General features: G+C 54.6%; 12 protein-coding genes. 1 reads left to right on the top strand and 11 read right to left on the bottom strand.

Features of this window, described 5'->3' with window-relative positions; all coding sequences use genetic code 11:
* Positions 1-41: 41 nt before the first annotated feature.
* The 11 genes from A3850_RS07700 to A3850_RS07640 all read right to left on the bottom strand — a co-directional run bounded on the left by A3850_RS07700 (position 42) and on the right by A3850_RS07640 (position 16,308).
* Complete coding sequence (locus A3850_RS07700; RefSeq protein ID WP_068215284.1) at positions 42-1,697, bottom strand: amidase; 1,656 nt, start codon at positions 1,695-1,697, stop codon at positions 42-44.
* A gap of 89 nt (positions 1,698-1,786) precedes the next feature.
* Entirely contained in the window at positions 1,787-3,013 is a 1,227-nt protein-coding gene (locus A3850_RS07695) for a type II toxin-antitoxin system HipA family toxin (RefSeq protein WP_068215283.1), read from the bottom strand.
* Positions 3,010-3,306: a helix-turn-helix domain-containing protein gene (locus A3850_RS07690; protein ID WP_068215282.1), complete on the bottom strand. Its 297-nt coding sequence runs from the start codon at positions 3,304-3,306 to the stop codon at positions 3,010-3,012. Before A3850_RS07690 ends, A3850_RS07695 begins: the two co-directional genes overlap by 4 nt.
* A gap of 78 nt (positions 3,307-3,384) precedes the next feature.
* Complete coding sequence (locus A3850_RS19905) at positions 3,385-4,395, bottom strand: T9SS type A sorting domain-containing protein (RefSeq protein ID WP_082921686.1); 1,011 nt, start codon at positions 4,393-4,395, stop codon at positions 3,385-3,387.
* A gap of 4 nt (positions 4,396-4,399) precedes the next feature.
* Positions 4,400-5,836 (bottom strand): hypothetical protein, encoded by a 1,437-nt coding sequence (locus tag A3850_RS07680; RefSeq protein ID WP_157500977.1) that lies wholly within the window; start codon positions 5,834-5,836, stop codon positions 4,400-4,402.
* A gap of 337 nt (positions 5,837-6,173) precedes the next feature.
* A complete protein-coding gene (locus A3850_RS19900; RefSeq protein ID WP_082921685.1) occupies positions 6,174-7,193 on the bottom strand; it encodes a T9SS type A sorting domain-containing protein in 1,020 nt (339 codons plus the stop codon).
* Positions 7,194-7,492: 299 nt separating this feature from the next.
* Positions 7,493-8,512, bottom strand: a complete 1,020-nt coding sequence (locus tag A3850_RS19895; RefSeq protein ID WP_082921684.1) for a T9SS type A sorting domain-containing protein — start codon at positions 8,510-8,512, stop codon at positions 7,493-7,495.
* A gap of 1,079 nt (positions 8,513-9,591) precedes the next feature.
* Complete coding sequence (locus tag A3850_RS07655) at positions 9,592-12,369, bottom strand: 2-oxoglutarate dehydrogenase E1 component (protein ID WP_068215275.1); 2,778 nt, start codon at positions 12,367-12,369, stop codon at positions 9,592-9,594.
* 306 nt (positions 12,370-12,675) lie between these two features.
* A complete protein-coding gene (locus A3850_RS07650; RefSeq protein ID WP_068215274.1) occupies positions 12,676-14,205 on the bottom strand; it encodes a GH3 auxin-responsive promoter family protein in 1,530 nt (509 codons plus the stop codon).
* A 269-nt stretch (positions 14,206-14,474) separates the two neighbouring features.
* Positions 14,475-15,458, bottom strand: coding sequence for a tocopherol cyclase family protein (locus A3850_RS07645; protein WP_068215273.1), 984 nt, complete (start codon positions 15,456-15,458; stop codon positions 14,475-14,477).
* 244 nt (positions 15,459-15,702) lie between these two features.
* Positions 15,703-16,308 (bottom strand): superoxide dismutase, encoded by a 606-nt coding sequence (locus A3850_RS07640; RefSeq protein ID WP_068215272.1) that lies wholly within the window; start codon positions 16,306-16,308, stop codon positions 15,703-15,705.
* A 200-nt stretch (positions 16,309-16,508) separates the two neighbouring features.
* On the opposite strand from A3850_RS07640, the gene A3850_RS07635 reads away from it, so the two are divergent.
* Complete coding sequence (locus A3850_RS07635; protein ID WP_068215271.1) at positions 16,509-19,337, top strand: LamG-like jellyroll fold domain-containing protein; 2,829 nt, start codon at positions 16,509-16,511, stop codon at positions 19,335-19,337.
* Positions 19,338-19,709 lie beyond the last annotated feature (372 nt).

Genomic DNA, 19,709 nt, shown 5'->3' with positions numbered 1-19,709 from the left:
TAACCGAAGCACCAAAATACCAAAGCACTAACACGCCCCACTCAAAATCCCTCCGGATGCACCTCCTCCCACTCACTAGCCATCTGGTACGCGTGCGCCACGTCCACAATCGCTTGCTCGTGAAATAGCTTGCCCGTAAACGTAACGCTCGTCGGCGTACCCTCCGCGTTCATTCCGTTCGGGACGGAAATACAGGGGTGGCCCGTCATATTCGTAATAAATAGACTGCTCGAATGCCAGCTGGGGTTGACGTATACGTCTACGTCCGCTTCGGTTAGCACCTTATCCATATCCTCCATCAACTGGCGGCGGAGGCGGTTGGCCTGCACGTACGCGACGGCCGGGACGAAGTGCGCTGTCCGGAAAGTATTCGGCCAGGCCCGGCGGACTTGCCGCGTCAATTCATCGTCCTGGTTGCTGCGCGTCAGGGCGTCGAAGGCGGCGGCGGCCTCCACGCTGAGAATGAAGCTGATATCCGGCGCTTCGGGCAGCTCGATGGGTACGAGTTCGTAACCTCTACCCCTCAACGCGGCGAGCACCGTAGAATCCTGCTCGTGGAAAGGATAATCGCCGTCCATCACGGATTTGAGGTACCCAATCCGCTTACCCCGCGCCGCTTCGGTGGGCCAGCGGTACTGGAACCCGGCCTCGATGGCGTGGGCGTCCCGCGGGTCGTAGTGGGCCATGTGGGCGAGCACGAGGCCGGCGTCTTCGGCCGTCCGGGTGATCGGCCCGACCTTGTCCATACTCCAACTCAGGGCCATGGCACCGTAGCGGCTTACCCGGCCGAAGGTGGGCCGCAGCCCCGTCGTTCCGCAAACCGTGCTGGGGCTGACGATGCTCCCGAGCGTCTCCGTCCCGATGGCAAAGGGCACCAATCCGGCGGCAACCGCGCTGGCTGATCCAGCGGAGGAACCACTGCTGCCCTTGGTCGGGTCCCAGGGGTTGCGGGTCATTTCGCCGTACCAAACGTCGCCCCAGGCGAGGGCACCGAGGGTCAGTTTGGCCACGAGCACGGCCCCGGCTTCGTCGAGTTGTTCGATCACGGCGGCGTCCACGTCGATGGTCTGGTCCCGGTACGGTTTGGCGCCCCAGGTCGTTTTGTAGCCCTTCGCGGCGAGCAGGTCCTTGGCGCCGTAGGGGATACCGTGCAGCGGGCCGCGGTACTTTCCGGCGGCGAGTTCGGCGTCCATTTTATCGGCCTGGGCCAGGGCGCGTTCCTCGGTCAGGGTGATCACGCAGTGCAGCGTCGGGTCGTGTTCTTTCAGTCGTTTCAGGAAGAATTCCGTCAGTTGCCGGCTCGTAATGTCGCCCCCCTTGATGAGGGTCCCGAGTTGCTTCACGGTCATCCACTGCAGGGGCGTAGTCGTCGCGTTCACGGTCAGTACATCGGGCGCTGCCGCGGGTGCAGAGACGGTATTGGACGCAGGAAGTTGGTCCGGACGAAGTACGGGATTGAACGCCAGTGCGGGGGATACGCCGTTATCGATGGAGATCTCCCCCAACTTCTCCAGGGTAGCCGTCTGCTCCTGGACGTCCTCCAACATCAGCTCAACCTCATCGTCATCGAGGAAGTCCAAACCCAGGACCCTGGCGGCGGCGAACAGATCAGCCTTCGTCAGTTCGTCGTTGACGGCCATGCCGGTGGCGAAACAAATCAGGGCGATGGCAAGCAGGGGGAGGGTGCGTTTCAGCATGGTGTTGGGGTGAGCGGTGGGGTAAGATAATGGGGAATTGATCTACCAAAAATTCAACCGGGCAAGTGAGACCTTTTTAACGCTAAGCCTCAACTTTTACTCACGGCTCGCAGAGTTTGCCTGATTTCCTTTGCGGAGCTTGTTGATAATTGGTATTGATCCAGATCAGTGAGGCTCGCGAGGACCGTTTGGCGCACCTCAGCAATGATGTCACCGGCATCGACAACGCCAAATTCTTCTGCCAGGCGCTTGAGGTCTGCGAAGCCCGGCGCTTTCGCAACTCCCGCCACGGACATACTATGGTAGCCGTGTGGAGAATGGGAGAAGGTGAGATCGTAGGCTGGCGCAAGTGTCCATTTGCCGTACCGGTCCATCAAAAAAGAGATATTCTTGGAGTGGTCATCCAAATTGTGCGCGTACACGTTGAAGGCGGCAAGTCGAAGTACGCGCTCGTATACGGAGGAATCCTGTTCCAGTTCGTAAGCGGCGTGCATTACGTGGCCATAGTCGAGATTGGGATAACGAAAATTATCGTGCAGGATACCGGCTACGGTGTGTAGGTGCAATCTTTCGTTTCCTCTACGATCAAAGCGTTGGGTTCCGAAATACGTTGCACCGGATGCTCCGGTAAAGAGCCGCGTCGGGGCAACTTCGAGCCCAGCTTTGCGAGCCAGATCTGCATAGAATAGTTCAATCCTTGCGATATCTGGTGGATCAATGGTTGCCGGAAATTTGATGAGCCACTCCGCAAAACCTGGAGGCGGTGCTTCTCTGGGCGGCCACGACATTAATTCGTCTGCGGTAGCATTGTAGAGTGCCGTAATCTTAGGCCGTGCCCCACCGGATGAGCCCGTTAGTTGTACGAGTTGTTCCACCACGTCCACATCTTCGCCGCGCAATACCTCAGCGGAGGCAGTGGCGATTTTATCCAGGTCTAAGCCTTTGAAGTGGCCGCTGGCCTCTTTAGCGGGTTGGTAGGTAAGCGCCCCCATACCATTAGTTCCGACGTATGCCAGGCGATCGAGCACGTTAAATCCGTCTGCCAACAGGTTGCGCTCACGTAAATAGCGGTCCATGAGCAGCCGCCCCCAACCGTCGGGTAGGCTATCACTAAAAACGCCGAATAACCCTTCAAAAAAGTCGACACTCGCCGTCTGTGGCTCCGCGTTCATTTTTAAGCGGAACGGTGAGAGATTATAGCCCCGCTCCAAAAATTGGGCATTGTAACGAAAAAGAATCTCCCCCGCATCGTTTACGAGCTGGCCCACAGAATAGGTTTCCACCCCGAAATCCAAATTTACGTTCAGCCGTTTCATCCCTCCCCGGTTGAGGAAGTAAACAGCTTAGCCGCTTCCTTCGGGTCAAACTTGCGTTCCATCACCGTCCGGAAATCATCCAACCGACCTAGCAGATTCATGAGCCGGATAAGGTTGATCAATGAGATTTGCCCGCTTTGCTCGAAGCGCTTCAAACTCCCCAGGGATACCCCGGACCGCTTCGCCATCTCCGCCTGGCTGTATCCTTTATCCTTACGTAACTGCTTATGCCGGTCTGCCAACGCCCGCATCACCGAACCGGGGGTGGGCCCTAAACCATACTTACCATCCATAGCTAATATTTTAGCCAAAATACGGATTATAGGCCAGAATAGCTAACATGTTAGCCTCTATTGTGGTCAATATCCCCATCACCGCTTCACCCACATCACCACGCCCGTCTCCCCCGTCGCCTCATCCACCAGGCGCAGGCAGTAGGTGCCGGTAGTCAAGTCCGCTACTTCAATGGAGCCACCAACCCCCAGTCTTCCCGATTGCAGCAGGCGACCGTAAGCAGAGTACATGTCATACCGAAAATTGGTAGCCAGGCTGTTCTCCGGAAGCGTGACCCCCAAATTGCTGGTGGCTGGGTTGGGGTAAACCGTAAAGGGAAGTTCTTCGGTGGGGTTGGATACGGGGGCTAGGATGTCGTGGCAGGGCTGGCTGTCTATGCTCCCGTAATAAAGTGATATGGGATAAATTGCTAAAGTATCTGGTTGCGGCTCTCCTGCTACGGGCAATATTGCGAATGCACCGAATGGATCAAAAGGGGCTTCAGCCAAGTCGATCGGATAAAATTGATGCTCCCCATCTGCTGTTCCTAAGCAGCTGAAATCAAAACCATTTGGCATAGTTAAATTCCACCATTCATCCTGAACCAGCTCCACGTATGAATTGGTTATAAATGATTTAGAAATGCATTCCAAGTCCCCGCCACTCCTGAACTCGCTAGGATCCCAAGTAATGGTGACTGGATAATGCTTTACTCTCACTAAGAATTCAAAACCTCTAGTTACCACATAATTTATACAAGGTGTAGTGTTGGACCTAAATCTGTAAGATCTTCTTGCATATCCAACCTTACCTGAATAGTTAATTCCTGAATTAACATTACTTCTTCTATTAAAATTAACTAATCTTACTTCAAATACGCTATCAAAAGGCTGATCGGTCAAGTCAACCTCCCCCAAATTTGGGTTTATCGTGTCCTGCACGTTATCGCTAAAACCTAAATAAACAGTGTCTTTGTTCCCTATACCATCCTCAAGATAAAAGGGAACGAGTACATTTAGGGTGTCCGGCCAGGAGGGGGTGTTTTGTGCGGTGAGACAACTGCAAGAAACAATTATTCCAAAAATAGAAATTACAAATTTAGCATTCATCTCGCTATTGCTTTACAAACTGCTTGTAAAAGGGGTATCCATCAACTACAACTACTATTGTACCTGCTCCATTTGGAAGGAATGACAAGTCAAGTTGATGGTGGTAGCTACCAGCAAGTTTGTAGCCCGAAATATCTGCAATGAGTTCAAATGAATTTGTCGCATTAGAACCTACGTAAATTTCTATTTCAGCGGAAGAAGCGATTCCATATTCAAGCGTGATTGGTCCATTACTCGGGTTGGGGTAGGCCTGAAATTCTTCCGTATGAAACGGCCCTGGATTAGGTGAATCGTCTTGGTCTCCTACGTCGCAGGCTCCTGTTGTAAATTCTACCCGATAATGATCCGTATCACAATTATTTCTGGTAGTGAGCGTCATGATGTAGGTCGAATTAGATGGGAGTCTAACCGTACCGTGCTTGATGTAAGGATCATCGCCAACTACTACCCTTTCTTCCCGTGCTCTACCCGGTAGCCAATCGGAGTCTAAAAATGGACTATACGTACCGTCAGGCTGTAACTTTTGGTACGAAATCCTGTGTTCAGTCTCGTTGGTACTTCCTCGCAAGTAAAATGTCCAACTACAATCCTGACTAAAATCAGTATTTGGCTTATAACCAATGTGCGCTGACACTGGCTTACAGATTGGTTCGATCGCTGCAATTAAGTCACACTTTTCCTTCAATAACTCCGTCATTGCAATGTCGACTTGACAAGGAGTCAGAGCGGCAATCGAACCACTTTGTGCGGCAGCCGAATACGTCATGACGTTATTATTCACCGTTGAACTGTCGCAACAAGGGTGAGGATTTATTACCGTCGTGCCATTTGGTGTACAAAGGTCTGTTCCGGATGCATCTCTATTTGACACATTCCAACAGGTTTTTTTACTGTCGATCACGCTGCCGTCACCATATCGATCATATTCCCATTTATACCATGGTGTATCAAAACAATTATCATCACCATTGGAATTACCAAAATGCGTATGCTCCAAAAGTAGTGAATGTCCAAACTCATGGACGATCAATTGCTGGTCGAATGATCTCACCACCATATATCTACCTTGTCTAGGCGCGTACCCACTTGCCCGCCTAATGTCTACCGCAAGAATATTATAGGCGTCTCTGTAATTTATTCCAACATATTGGTCATTATGGCCTCCAATATTAATTAAGTCCATATTACTGTCTCGATGAATAAAGACTTCATCAAGCAAAAACCGCAAACCAACACATTGAGCAGAAGTTGTATCAGCCCCCCACGGGATTTGGTTCAGCTGTTTATTACTACTTATGTCTTCCATGTATTGATTGGCAAAGTACACGAGATCGTCAGCCTTTTGAAAAACGTCTCGCTGCTCAAGTTGATTGGATGCCCCATTGCCGGCCGTCAAACCAGTACCATCATCATTGACAAAGAAATGTACGTTTACTTTCACGTAAACTTCCTTACAATTGTTAACTATGTCCGGCACCCCGAGGTTACAGAAAGGATGAGCGCTTTTGTCTAACGACACTGGGGGGCTAGTAGCAAGAGAATCTGAGGCGCAGTAGTCCCCAGGGTCAGCCTGTCCGAAAACAATTATGGTGGTGAATAATAGAAGTAAGGTTAACAGGTGCTTCATAGGATTTTGATAAGTGGTGTGACAAGTAGGCGAAAGTAAAGTACGCAACAAATTTTGAATTTCCAAATAGTAAATGCCCCACCGAAGAGTTGATCAGTCTCACTGCTTCATAATATAAAAATTCCAAAGGCGCAAAATTCTCTGACCTACATCACCGCTTCACCCACATCACCACGCCCGTCTCCCCCGTCGCCTCATCCACCAGACGCAAGCAATAGGTGCCGGTAGCCAGGTCCGCTACTTCAATAGAGCCACCAACCTCAAGCTGCCCAGATTGCAGCAGACGACCGTAAGCAGAGTAGATGTCAAACCGAAAATTGGTAGCCAAGCTGTTCTCCGGAAGCGTGACCCGTAAATTGCTGGTGGCTGGGTTGGGGTAAACCGTAAAGGGAAGTTCTTCGGTGGGGTTGGATACGGGGGCTAGGATGTCGTGGCAGGGAGGGCTTTGAACATTTCCGTAGTAAAGTGACAGTGACAAGATGGCCATTGTATCTGGCCCAGAACTTCCTTCTTCTGGTAACACGATAAATGCTCCCGTAGGGTCAAAAGGAGAATTCACAAATCTAGAAGCGAATGGTTCAAAACTGTGAGTACTGTTCTGAACCGCCAAACATTTAAAGTCCAGATCATTGGGAGCTGCAAATTCCCACCATCGGTCCAAAATTGGTTCGGCGTAATTATTGGTAATCAACGAATTCGCAATACAATACAAATCTCCACCTTCTCTGAACACGCTTGAATCCCAAGAAACTTTAATTGGATAGTGATCAACATTTACTACGAATTCGATGATCCTAGTGAAGGAATAATTAATACATGGGATGGTAGAAGACCGAAAATCATAAACTCGATTAAAATAACCCGTCTTACCAGAATACCTCAAACCGAATTTTGGACTATACCTGCGATTCAACTCCGCAACTCGGACTTCAAAAATACTATCGAATGGCTGACCCGTAATATCAACTTCTCCCAAATGTGAATTGATTGCATCTGTTGCTTCGTCACTAAACCCAACGAATACGGTATCCTTATTACCAATGCCGTCTTCAAAGTAGAAAGGGACGAGCACATTGAGGGTATCTGGCCATTCGTAGTTGCTCTGCGCATGCAGACTATTTAGCGCCAAGCATACAAGCGCACCAATTAACCTAAGACTTAAGTTATTCATCTCGCTATTGCTTTACAAACTGTTTGTAATAGGGGTATCCATCAACTACAACTACAATTGTACCTGCTCCATTTGGAAGGAATGACAAGTCAAGTTGATGGTGGTAGCTACCAGCAAGTTGGATGAGAGTAAATCCTGGTTTCATTAGCAGTAGGGTTCGGGAATACTTAATAATTCGTTAGTAAAATACGCAGCGATTAGCGGTATCGCAGAATAATTTTGACAGGCGGTGATTTGACGCAGTCCTCTCACTCACTTTGAGCTTGCCTCAAAAAGTTGATAAATTCATTCACCCCCCATCACCGCTTCACCCACATCACCACGCCCGTCTCCCCCGTCGCCTCATCCACCAGGCGCAAGCAATAGGTGCCGGTAGCTAGGTCCGCAACATCAATGGAGCCACCAACCCCAAGCCGCCCCGATTGCAGGAGACGACCATAAGCAGAGTAGATGTCAAACCGAAAATTGGTAGCCAGGCTGTTCTCCGGAAGCGTGACCCGCAAATTGCTGGTGGCTGGGTTGGGATAAACCGTAAAGGGAAGTTCTTCGGCGGGGTTGGATACGGGGGCTAGGATGTCGTGGCAGGGAGGGGTTTCAATATTTCCGTAATTAAGTGAAAATGACAAGATGGCCATTGTATCTGGCCCAGAGCTGCCTTCTTCTGGTAACACGATAAATGCTCCCGTAGGGTCAAAAGGAGAATTCACAAATCTAGAAGCGAATGGTTCAAAACTGTGAGTACTGTTCTGAACCGCTAAACATTTAAAGTCCAGATCATTGGGAGCTGCAAATTCCCACCATCGGTCCAAAATTGGTTCGGCGTAATTATTGGTAATCAACGAATTCGCAATACAATACAAATCTCCACCTTCTCTGAACACGCTTGAATCCCAAGAAACTTTAATTGGATAGTGATTAACGTTTACTACGAACTCGATGATCCTAGTGGAGGAATAATTAATACAGGGGATGGTAGAAGACCGAAAATCATAGACTCGATTATAATAACCCGTTTTACCAGAATACTTCAAACCGAATTCTGGTCTATACCTGCGATTCAACTCCGCGACTCGGACTTCAAAAATGCTATCGAATGGCTGACCCGTAATATCAACTTCTCCCAAATGTGAATTGATTGCATCTGTTGCTTCGTCACTAAACCCAACGAATACGGTATCCTTATTACCAATGCCGTCTTCAAAGTAGAAAGGGACGAGTACATTGAGGGTGTCCGGCCAAGAGGGGTTGTTTTGTGCGGTGAGCGATGATGCCCAGGATAGAAGAAAAAGTAGCGTAAGTTTTGTCGTTAGGTGTTTCATGTTTGGTTGGAAGATAGGGAGTTCTAGCGGCTTTTATATTTTCAACAGCAATTTTGTTGAGCAGAAGTGATGTTTCCGGCGGAAAGGCTTTTAGGGACTTTAGACGTTAGATTTTAGAAGTTAGACGGGATACCTCAAGCCTTGGAAGTCATCCGTCCCTGAACTGTAGTAGCAATTTCTCAGCGGAAAGGCTTGGAGGGACTTTAGACGTTAGATTTTAGGCGTTAGATGTGATACCTCTAGCCCTCGAAGTTACCCGTCCCTTAAACGTGGTAGCGATTTCTCGGCGGAAAGGCGTCAAGAAATCTGCACTGTTCGAGCGCGCCAACATTTACGCTATACCCACAATTTAATGTAATCAACAGACCTAGACTCAGCGCAAAAATTTATTAGCGAGTTTGCAGATTTTAGCCTTTCCGCCGAGAAATCGCGTTAAGCCACGGTTACAGGACAAGATTTTTGCTTCTTTTCATCTGAAAAGAAGTGCAACAAAAGCAAGAAACATAAAATGTGCATAAAGATCTGAAAACCCGACCTGGAGGTCGGGAGCCGGGAGGCTAACCAAACACACTCCCCAACAACCAAAACATCCAAACCCAAGAGGCTACCCCCAACCAAATAAAAACATACAAAATCATCAAAGCGCCAACCCCAAGCGCACGCTCCCGCCCCGCCAAAAACAATAGATAGGCAGCCACCACCATACAAGCAACCATTCCAATTTGGGAAACATTTCGCCACGTAGCCTCCGCCTCCTTAGAGAAGTAGGGTGACGCCATCGTCAACACACCAACTAACCAGCAGACTACCGCTAGCATTACGAAAATCAGTGACCAATCCCGGTTGTTGATTGTCCTCATTGCTTGCCTAACGGGTACGACTAACGACACGATCGGTATTACCCAATTAATGGTATTACTAATGCTGAGCGCTACGTTCAATCCCATCCACACAGCACCCGCGCCAGCGCCCAATGCAGCACTACGATACGATTGACATTGCATTGATGCAATCCAAGCAGTATACATTTTTGAGCGAGCATACTCCCCTCCCCCTCGGGCAGGGGCCGGGGGTGGGGATTACCCAAACGCCCGCTCAATCAACGCCAACTGCTCGTGCTCGTGCACTTTCTTGTAGCCAGTCGCCGGCGAAGCCGTGGCCGGGCGGCCAACGTAGGTGAGTTTGCGGCCAATGGCCTCGTTGTAGATGAAGTGCTCGCTGATGTAGGACCAGGCGCCCGCGTTGCGGCTCTCCTCCTGCACCCAGTACAACTCGGCACCGGCGTAACGATCGATGATGGCGTTGACCTGCCCGGGAGGCAGTGGGAACAACTGCTCGAAGCGGACGATGGCGACGTCGTCGCGCTGGTTCTTTTCCTTGTGTTGGGCGAGATCGAAGTAGACCTTGCCACTACAGAAAAGGACGCGCTTGACGGCGGACGCCTTCTCCACCGTGGGGTCGTCGAGAATCTCCTGGAAGCGGGTGCCCTCCGTGAATTCCGCCACTTGGCTTACGGCCATTGGGTGGCGCAGGCCGGACTTCGGGCTCATGTTGATCATCGGCTTACGGAAATCCCAGGCTAACTGGCGGCGAAGGGCGTGGAAGAAGTTGGCCGGCATCGTGATGTTCGTCACCACCATATTGTACTCCGCGCAGAGCTGGAGGAAGCGTTCGAGGCGGGCGCTGGAGTGCTCCGGTCCTTGACCTTCGTACCCGTGGGGTAAAAGCACCGTGAGGCCGTTCATCCGCGCCCACTTGCTTTCGCCGCTGCTGACGAACTGATCGAAGATCGTCATCGCGCCATTGGCGAAATCGCCGAACTGGGCTTCCCAAACGACGAGGTTGTTCGGGTCCGCCGTAGCGTAACCGTATTCGAAGCCGAGGACGGCAAATTCACTCAGCAGGGAGTTGAAGATGCGCATCTTGCCCTGGTCCTCGTTCATGCCGTCGAGGCGGTTGTAGGTCGTTTCGCCATCCTTACTGACCAGCACGGCGTGGCGGTGGCTGAAGGTGCCGCGGCGGACGTCCTGGCCCGTCATGCGCACATCCTTGCCTTCCAGCAGGAGAGTGGCGTAGGCGGTCAGTTCGCCGAGTGCCCAGTCGAGTTTGTTTTCCTCGATGGACTTATTGTAGCTCTTGAACAGGCGGTCCACCTTATTCACCGGCGTGAAGTCGTCGGGGAGGCTGACGAGGTGCTGAAGGACGCTCTCGATCCGGTCCTTGGCCACACCCGTTTCGGGGCTCTGCTCGAACTCGGACATCTTCCAGTGGTCGCTGTTAAGCGCGCGCCAGGCTTCCTCCGGTGGCTGGTACTTGTAGGGGAGCTCCTGCTTCTTGACCTTGTCGAAGATGCCCTGGAGGCGGGCTTTGAAATCTTTGCCCATCTGGAGGGCTTCCGCCTTTTCCAGGTCGCCCCGTTCCACCAATTGCTGGATGTAGAGTTTGCGGACGTCGGAGTGCTTCTTGACCTTTTGATACATGCCCGGCTGAGTATAACCCGGGTCGTCGCCTTCGTTGTGGCCGTGCTTGCGGTAGCAAAGCATGTCGATGAAAACGTCGGAATTAAACTCGTTGCGGTACTCGACGGCCATGCGGCTGACGAACATGACCGCCTCCGGGTCGTCACCGTTTACGTGGAAGACGGGGGCCTGCACCACGCTCGCCACGCCGCTGGCGTAGATGCTCGTGCGGGCGTCCTCCTGGTCGGTGGTGAAACCGATCTGATTGTTGATGATGTAGTGGATCGTGCCACCGGTGGTGTACGCATCCAGTTCGCTCATCTGGGCGGTTTCGAAGACGACGCCCTGGCCGGCCACCGCCGCGTCGCCGTGGATGAGGATGGGGAGGATCTTGTCGTAGTCGTTATCGTATAGCTCGTCCGCCTTGGCGCGGGCGAAACCCTCCACGACGGGCCCGACGGCCTCCAGATGGCTGGGGTTCGGGGCCAGCTTGACGTTAACTTCCTTGCCGGCGCGGGTGCCGCGGATGCTGCTGTAGCCCATGTGGTACTTTACGTCGCCATCGCCCTTCACGTCGTCGGGCGTTACGCCTTCGAACTCCTGGAAGATGGATTCGTAGGACTTACCCATGATGTTGGCCAGCACGTTCAGGCGGCCGCGGTGGGCCATGCCGATCACGACTTCCTCGACGCCCTCGATGGACGCCTGGTCGATAATGGTATCCAACCCAACGATGGCCGCTTCGCCACCCTCCAGGCCGAAGCGCTTCTGGGCGACGTACTTGGTCTTCAGGAAATCCTCAAATCCAACCGCGTCGTTGAGGCGGGAGAGGATGTGTTTCTTGTCCTCACCATCCAGGCTGTAGGCCTTATTGGGCTGATGCTGCTCGATGCGCGTCCGCAACCACCGGCGCTTGGCGCGGAGGAAGATGTGGTCGAACTCAAAGCCGATGGAGCCGAGGTAGACTTCGTTGAGTTTGGCGATGATGTCCTTCAGCGGCGCCTTGCCCTCAAAGAAGAGCTGCTTGGCGGCGAGGAACTCCACCTCCAGGTCGGATTCGGCGAGGCCGAAATCCTGCAGGTCCAGGATCGCGTCCGGGTCGTCGAATTCATTGATGGGGTCGATGGAAGCGTCCATGTGGCCCCGGGTGCGGTAGGCTTTGATTAGGGCAAATACCTTGATTTCCTTGGCGACGTGCTCCCAGTCGATGCTGCCGTCGGCGGCCACGGGCATTTTGTTGCCGCTGGCGCTGCCGTTCTGGTGGCCGGAGGCGTAGTCGAAACCGAGGAAGAAGTCGCGCCAGGTTTCGTCCACCGCCGTCGCGTCCTGCAGGAAGGTCTGGTACAGATTTTCGATGTAGGAAGGGTGCGCGTTGGCGATGTGGGAAAAGTTGCTCATGCTAAGTTGGGTAGAACGCTGGTCCGTGAGGCCCGCCGGTACTTTTGTTGGCTACCGGGAGGGGCCGAACCCTGAATCAAAACGCCACCGGGGAGGGAACCGGTAACGCGGGCCAAACTCACCCGGCCCGCGGGGCAAACAGGGCGTAAAACTGATGGTGATCAGCCGTAACCCTTGGGTAAGTTTAAACGACCACAAAGGTCTGCAAAACAAACCGCTCCGCCTTCGTTTGGTGCGTAAAAAATGCGCCTTTTTGCACTATCGGCGGTGGAACTGACTGAATTAGGGTAAAACGCTGCCGGAACATCAGTCCAGGAAGTCCAGCAACTGCTCCAGGTCATCCGCCGTCATCACCTTCGGGAACTTGATCTGCCCGCCCTTCTTGTTCTTCTTTTGCTCGAGGAAATCGTAGAGTTTATTGGCGGCGGTGACCTTGACGCGGACGCCCTTCAGTGCCTTTTCCCGCGCCACTTTGTAGTTCTTGTTGACGGATTGCAGGTGCTCGTCCAGGATGTCCCGGGCCCGGTCGGCAGCGAGGCCTTCCTTATTGACGCCGAGGATCCACTGGTGGTAGTAGTCGTTTCCGTCCTCGGTAGGGACGGCGCCGACGGTGAATTCCTTGATCTCACTGTCGGTCTGTTCGTTGAGGGCGGCGACGGCGGCGTTGAGTTTCTCTTCGCTGAGCTGGGAGCCGACCACGTTGAGCCAGTACTTCGTCCGGCCGGTGATGACGATCTCCATCTTTTCCTTATTCGTAAACTTGATCGTATCGCCGATCATGTAGCGCCAGGCGCCGGCGGGGGTGGAGATGAGCAGGGCGTAGTCCTTGTTTTCTTCCACGTCGCGGTAGTCGACCACTTTAGGTTTGTCCAGCAGCTGGCCGGTGGCGTCGAAGCCCGTTTCGTCGTGGGGGATGAACTCGAAGTACATCCCGTGGTCGAGGGCAAGTTCCATCGCCATGGTGCCCGGGCGGGCGTTGAAGGCGAAGAAGCCTTCGCTGGCCAGGTAGGTATCCATGATGATGATCGGATGGTCCAGCAGCGCTTCAAAACTCTTGCGGTAGGGTTCGAAGGCCACGCCGCCCGTCGTGTAGATCTGCAGGCTGGGCCAAATTTCGTGGATGTTGTTCAGCTTATTGACTTCGATCACCTTGCGCAACATCATCACGATCCAACTGGGGATGCCGGCGAGGGCGCCAACGTCCCAGTTCGGTGCCTCTTCGGCGATGCGTTGCACCCGCTCGTCCCAGTTATCAATCTGAGCGATCTCGATACCGGGTTTGTAGACGGCCTCCATGAAGTCCGGCATGTTACTCACGTTGATGCCGCTGATCTCCCCTTCCTGCCAGCCGTCCTTCTCGTCGAGGTCGGCCGAGCTGGTGAGCATCAGGATGTCCTTCTCAAATAGGTCCGCCGGTAGTTCAAAATTAGCGAGGCACTCCGCCTGGGCGCGGCCTACGCGTTGGGTGCAAGCCAGCATCTCGTCGGTGACGGGTATCCGCTTACTCTTCTTCCCCGTCGTGCCACTGCTGAGGGCAAAAAAGTCGGGGCTGCCGGGCCAGGTGATGTCCGGGTTACGGCGCTGCTGCTTCCACCACGAGGCGTTCATCTTGTGGTAGTCAAAGATCGGCACGGCTTTGCGGTAGGCCTTGCGCACGTCCTCTTTTTCCAGCAATCCCGCGAAGTTGTAGTACTTGCCGAACGCGGTGTCCTTGGCTGTATCGAGCAAGTCCCGCAGCTGGTCCTCCTGCGCCGCCGTGGGGTCCGACGGTTCGTGGGGCAGCAAAGCGTGCTTCGCTTCCAGGATGGTTTTGATGAGTTGTCCGTAAAAAGCCATTGTTCTGATTTGGGTAGATGGGGCCGCGTAGGGCTGGGTTGGTTGCTGGTATAACCCATTGTTGGGTGGGGTGTTTGGGCGCTGCCGCAGGTACCATAAAATGGGCAAGTAAAAATGGGCAACTCCAATCCCAGGATTCCACCGCTAATAAATTTGGCCCTCCAACGTAACGGATTGGTCAACAAAGGAATAGACGGGACAAAGCCCGTAACCATGTACAAATTCTATCTCTTCCTGTTCCTGCTCTGCTGCGCCCTCATCACGGCCGCTTAGGAAGTCAAGATGGCCGCATTGTCCGACACCTCGAGCCCGGCCCAGGTGGCGGTACCGGCGTAGACTAATTCGCCCTTTACTTCCAACCGGACGTCCAATTCGGCCCGGAGGGATTCGTTGATCTTGCCCGTCATCCCTCCCGCGGTGATGGGGCTGGCCAACTCACCTCCCGCGGCGGGGGTGCCCGTGATGTGCAAGCGCTTCCCCGGTTTGATAAAGGTGAGGCTAACGGTCCCCGCCTCCCCGTCCAACTTACACTGCACCTGCGACTGCGCCCAAGTGGTAAAAAGGTGGAGTTCACCCTCCAAATAAAACGTCGCGAGAAAGCCGGTGAAGGACGTCCCCAACCAGGGAATACTCGCTACGCTGGCCATCAAACACGCCGGCCCGTTGGTGCCCGATAAATGGTTGGACTGGCACCAGACCCAGGCATCGGGGAAGCCGCTACCCCAATCTTTTTCGGTATACCCCACCCCCCCGGCAGCGGAATATTTTTTATTATTTACCGTAATTGTTCCGGACAACTCGTGGTGGAAACTTACCAGCCCGTGGTAGCACTGCATCCGCGGCACGAAGCCGTACCAACCCATAATCCCCGGTGCGAGCGGTCGCGCCTCCCAGGGAATAGGATTAATTAAATTGATATCGAATTGCAGGCCCGGAAGATCAATAAATAAAGTATCGGAACTAAATCGGTGCGGGCCCAAACTCAAAGCAAACTCCTCTGCCGCCGGCTTAAAATCGCTCACTGGATAGCGATGGTATTCCGACGTTGCCGCCGCCCCGTTCAATACCTGCAAAAAAGCATGTCCCTCCCCCGCCGCGTCGTAACTGATGCCCGGAATAAACGCATAAGCAATCTCCTCCTGCGGGACGACCACCTTGAAGTACCACCCCTCAAAATAACTGCGCTCCCGCCCCCACCCCTGGAACCGCGGCGGATCAAAAGTAGCCCTCCTGCGCAGCAAAAAGTTCTTCATTAATATCAATATAAAACAAATAGCCGGACGGCAAGAAGCAGTCCGGCTATTCATGGATTAATGTGAGCATATTACTATTTACAGTAACAGCACTTGAATTGAGCGCTAAAGCTTAACCTCCTCCGGCGGAACACCTGTCACGTCTCCCCTCTCCTTTGGAGAGGGGACGGGGGAGAGGGCCTGTCACGTAAGCAAATCAGTCCTCACTAATCGAGAATCGAGATTCGAGAATCTGATGCGAAGTTTACTTCGCGTCCTGGTACCGCTTCCCAACCTCATCCCAATTCACCACGTCAAAGAACGCGTTCACGTAATCCGGGCGGCGGTTCTGGTAATTGAGGTAGTATGCGTGCTCCCACACGTCGAGGCCGAGGATGGGTGTACCCTGGTCGTCGGCAACGTCCATGAGCGGGTTGTCCTGGTTAGGGGTAGAGGTGACGGCGAGGTGGCCGTTCTCACCCACGATGAGCCAGGCCCAGCCGGAACCGAAGCGGGAGCCGGCGGCTGCGGCGAACTGATCCTTAAAGTTGTCGTAGCTACCGAAGTCCTCGGTGATGGCATTAGCGAGATCGCCGGAAGGCTTGCCGCCGCCGTCGGGGCTCATCACCTGCCAGAAAAGGCTGTGGTTGTAGAAGCCACCGCCGTTGTTGCGTACGGCCGTGGAGTGGTGGCCGGCGTCCTTGAGGATCTCTTCGATCTTCTTATCGGCCAGGTCCGTTCCGTCGATGGCCTTGTTCAGTTTGGTGGTGTACCCGTTGTGGTGCTTGGTGTGGTGGATCTCCATCGTGCGCGCGTCGATGTGCGGTTCGAGGGCGTCGTAGTCGTAAGGGAGTTTGGGTAATTGAAACATGTGCGTATTGCTTGGTGATAAAAGAAAACCTCCCCAATCGGGAAGCTGCCTGGCTAACGCCGTGGGCGCCAAGGAGGTTTACCCGTGAGATTTTAGAAGCCAGACTTTAGATTTTAGACCGGGCTACGCCACCCTCGCACACGAAAATCTAAAATCTAAACTCTAACTTCGCTCTCGGCTAAGCCCCCAGCCAAACCAACATGCTTCGCTTTCTCGTCTTCGCCTTCAGCTGGATCTTGCTCGCCAGCCTACCCGCTCACGCCCAAATTACTTTTACCGGACCTACCGCCTTCGGACGAGCCACCGCCGACGTGGCCGTAGCCGATTTTGATGGAGACGGCAACGTCGATCTCTTCGCCTGTGGCGGCAACCAGTACTGGTACGCCGGGCCGGATTTTACCACCGAATACCAGATGGGGACCTCCGCCGGCGGGCCCTACGCCGCCGAAGCCGCCGACATAAATAACGACGGCTGGCCCGACTTGGTGACCTCCGACGGCGCCCGCAACTCCGGGCCGGGGAACACTTACCTCTATCTGAATCCCGGACCCGATGGCGACGTCTACGCCCCCTGGACGCGCATCACCATGTACACCGGCAACGTCAGCCACCAGAACGATATGGTCGTCATCGACGTGGATGGCGACGGCCGGCTCGACGTCGTTACCCGCACCTGGACGGACCAGCGGGTCATGATCTACTTCCAAAATGCCGACATCAACAACTGGACGGCGAAGATCCTCGGCGATAACGACGCCGGCCGCGACGAAGGCCTGGCCGTCGGCGACCTGGACGGTGAACCCGGCGTGGAGATCGTCCTCTCCGGCATCTACTGGAAATCCGACGACTGGCGGGCCCAAACCGGCGTACCGATCACCTACTCCATCGACCCCAACCTGACGGGCGTCTTCGGCAAAGTCAAAGCCGCCATCGGTGATCTGGACGGCGACGGCGATGCGGACGTCTACATGGGCACGGCCGAAGGCTCCGTCCAGTACCTCGCCTGGCACGAAAACACCGGGCTCAATCCGGACGGTAGCGTCAACTACGTCACCCGCATCCTCCGCGATGATACTGGGGACGCCCACTTCGCCGACCTTGGTGACGTAGACAACGACGGTGACCTCGACATCTTCCTCGGCCGCAGTTTTGGTTCCAACGGCTGCTACGTATTCGTCAACGACGGGGAGGGCAACTTCACCGAAACCAATTACGATCCGGGTGGCAAACTTTACCTGGGTGACGTCGCGGACCTCGACGGTGATGGCGACCTCGACGTAGCTGGTGCGCCCCGCTTTTACAACGGCCGTCCGGTCGTGTACTACAACACGACTTCTACCCTCCCCCGCGCCGGGGAAGTATCCATCGCCCCACAGGGTGGGAATTTTACCGCTCCGGTGACCGTCACCCTTTCCGCGACGGGCTTGGTGGAGGACATTCGGTACACCACGGATGGGTCCGAACCGGACGGCACATCCACTTTGTATACGGGGCCCTTTACCCTGGCTTCTTCCACTTTACTGCGCACCCGCGCCAGCGCCCAGAATGCCGCGCCGGGCCCGGTGAACAGCGCGAACTATAACATCGCCCAGAACGGAAATTTCCCGCCGATCGCCCGCGCCGGGGAGGACCGAACCGTAAATATCAATACCACCGTGACGCTGGACGGCAGTGAGAGTACCGACCTCGATGACGCCACCCTGAACTACGCCTGGACGCAATTTGACGGGCCGGCCACTACCATTCTGAACGCGACTACGGCCACCGCCCAGTTCACCCCAACGGAGGCTGGCCGCTACGAATTCGAACTGGCCGTAAGCGACGAAGCCGAACAAGCGACGGACGTCGTCATTATCACCGTTGTGGACCCCGGCCAGGCCCAGGTTGCCTACTGGCCGCTGGACGAAACTGCCGGCACGAACGTACCCGAACTCGTTGCCGGGCAGGATGGCACCCTCACCACCGCCGACAACTGGCGGCCCGCGGACGGCCAATTTGGTGGCGCCCTCGACGTAGCGACCGAACGCGTTGAACTACCCGCCATCGATGTGGACGCCGCCGGACTAACTCTCGCCGCCTGGGTGCGCCCGACCGCCCTGACGACGGCCGAAGGGCGCTTCATTTCCAAAGCCGACGGCGTGACCGGCAACCAGCACTACTGGATGCTGAGCCAGATCAGCACGACCGGCGTACGCTTCCGTTTGAAGACCGACGCGCAAACCACCACGGCCACTCTGGCCAGCCCCACCGGACAGTTGCGAGCCGAGGAGTGGACCTTCGTAGCGGCCACCTACGACGGCGCGCAAATGCGGCTCTACGTGGACGGCACCGAAGTAGCCAGCATGGCCCAAACCGGACGGGTTGCCCAGGCGCCCAACGTTGCCGTAGCCCTCGGTAACCAACCAACGGACGCCGGCGACCGCCCCTTCAACGGACTTCTGGACGAGGTAACCATCTGGAACCGCGCCCTTTCGCCGGTGGAACTAATAGATCTGCAAGCGACGAATACGATTGGTGGGGCCACGTTGCCAGTCCGCTACCTCAGCTTTACGGCGGAGCGGGAGAAAGCGGACGTACTACTGAACTGGGAAACGACGAATGAAACCGACAACGCCGGCTTCTACGTGGAACGAATGAGCCCAACGGGGCTGGCGCAGGCCGGATTTGTTGCCGCCCGATTGGACGGTCGCTACGCAACCAGGGATGAAACCGTACCCCCTGGAGACCTGCGCTATCGCTTACGCCAGGAAGATCTGGATGGCAGCACGAGCTACTCCCCCTGGGTGGAGGTAGCCGCCCTGGCTGAATCCGTACTGGCAACGCCTAACCCAGCGCGTGGCCAAACCTGGTTGCGGGGCTTACCGGAAGGAACGGTGGTACAACTGCTCGATTTCCGGGGCCGTGACTACGGGCGTCACCGGCTGGGTACGGATGGAATGCTTGACCTGTCGGGACTACCCCTCGGTGGCTACATCTTTGTCTGGACCGGTGGCGCCGGGCGCTTGGTAGTTGCGGGTAAGGGTCGCTGATGCGATGAATGTCAGCTTACTAAATCTACATCCTAAAGACCTTGTATTTAAAACTTTTCCCGAACCCAAACTCCGGCACCTTTACCCTGGCGGTCAGTAGCCCCACGGATCTGCCTAGTGCCCGCGCGGAGTTACTCGACGCTACTGGCCGGCGTCTACACCCTCCGCCTCTTGGATGGCGAACGAGGTCTGCTCGGTGCCCAACGTGTCATCTTCCGCTAATTCCGCCTGACCAAAAGTCTGCAACGTAAAATAACCGCCCTCGTCCCCAGCACGAAGGCGGTTATTTTACGTTATAGCCCCACCGACTGCAGACTACAGACTCCAGACTATAGACTCCAGACTGTAGACTGTAAACCGCTTACCTTTAAT

This window comes from Lewinella sp. 4G2 (assembly GCF_001625015.1).
GTDB lineage: Bacteria > Bacteroidota > Bacteroidia > Chitinophagales > Saprospiraceae > Neolewinella.
The sequence above is the reverse complement of the archived record's forward strand: the minus strand, read 5'-3'. Positions and strand labels throughout refer to the sequence as shown.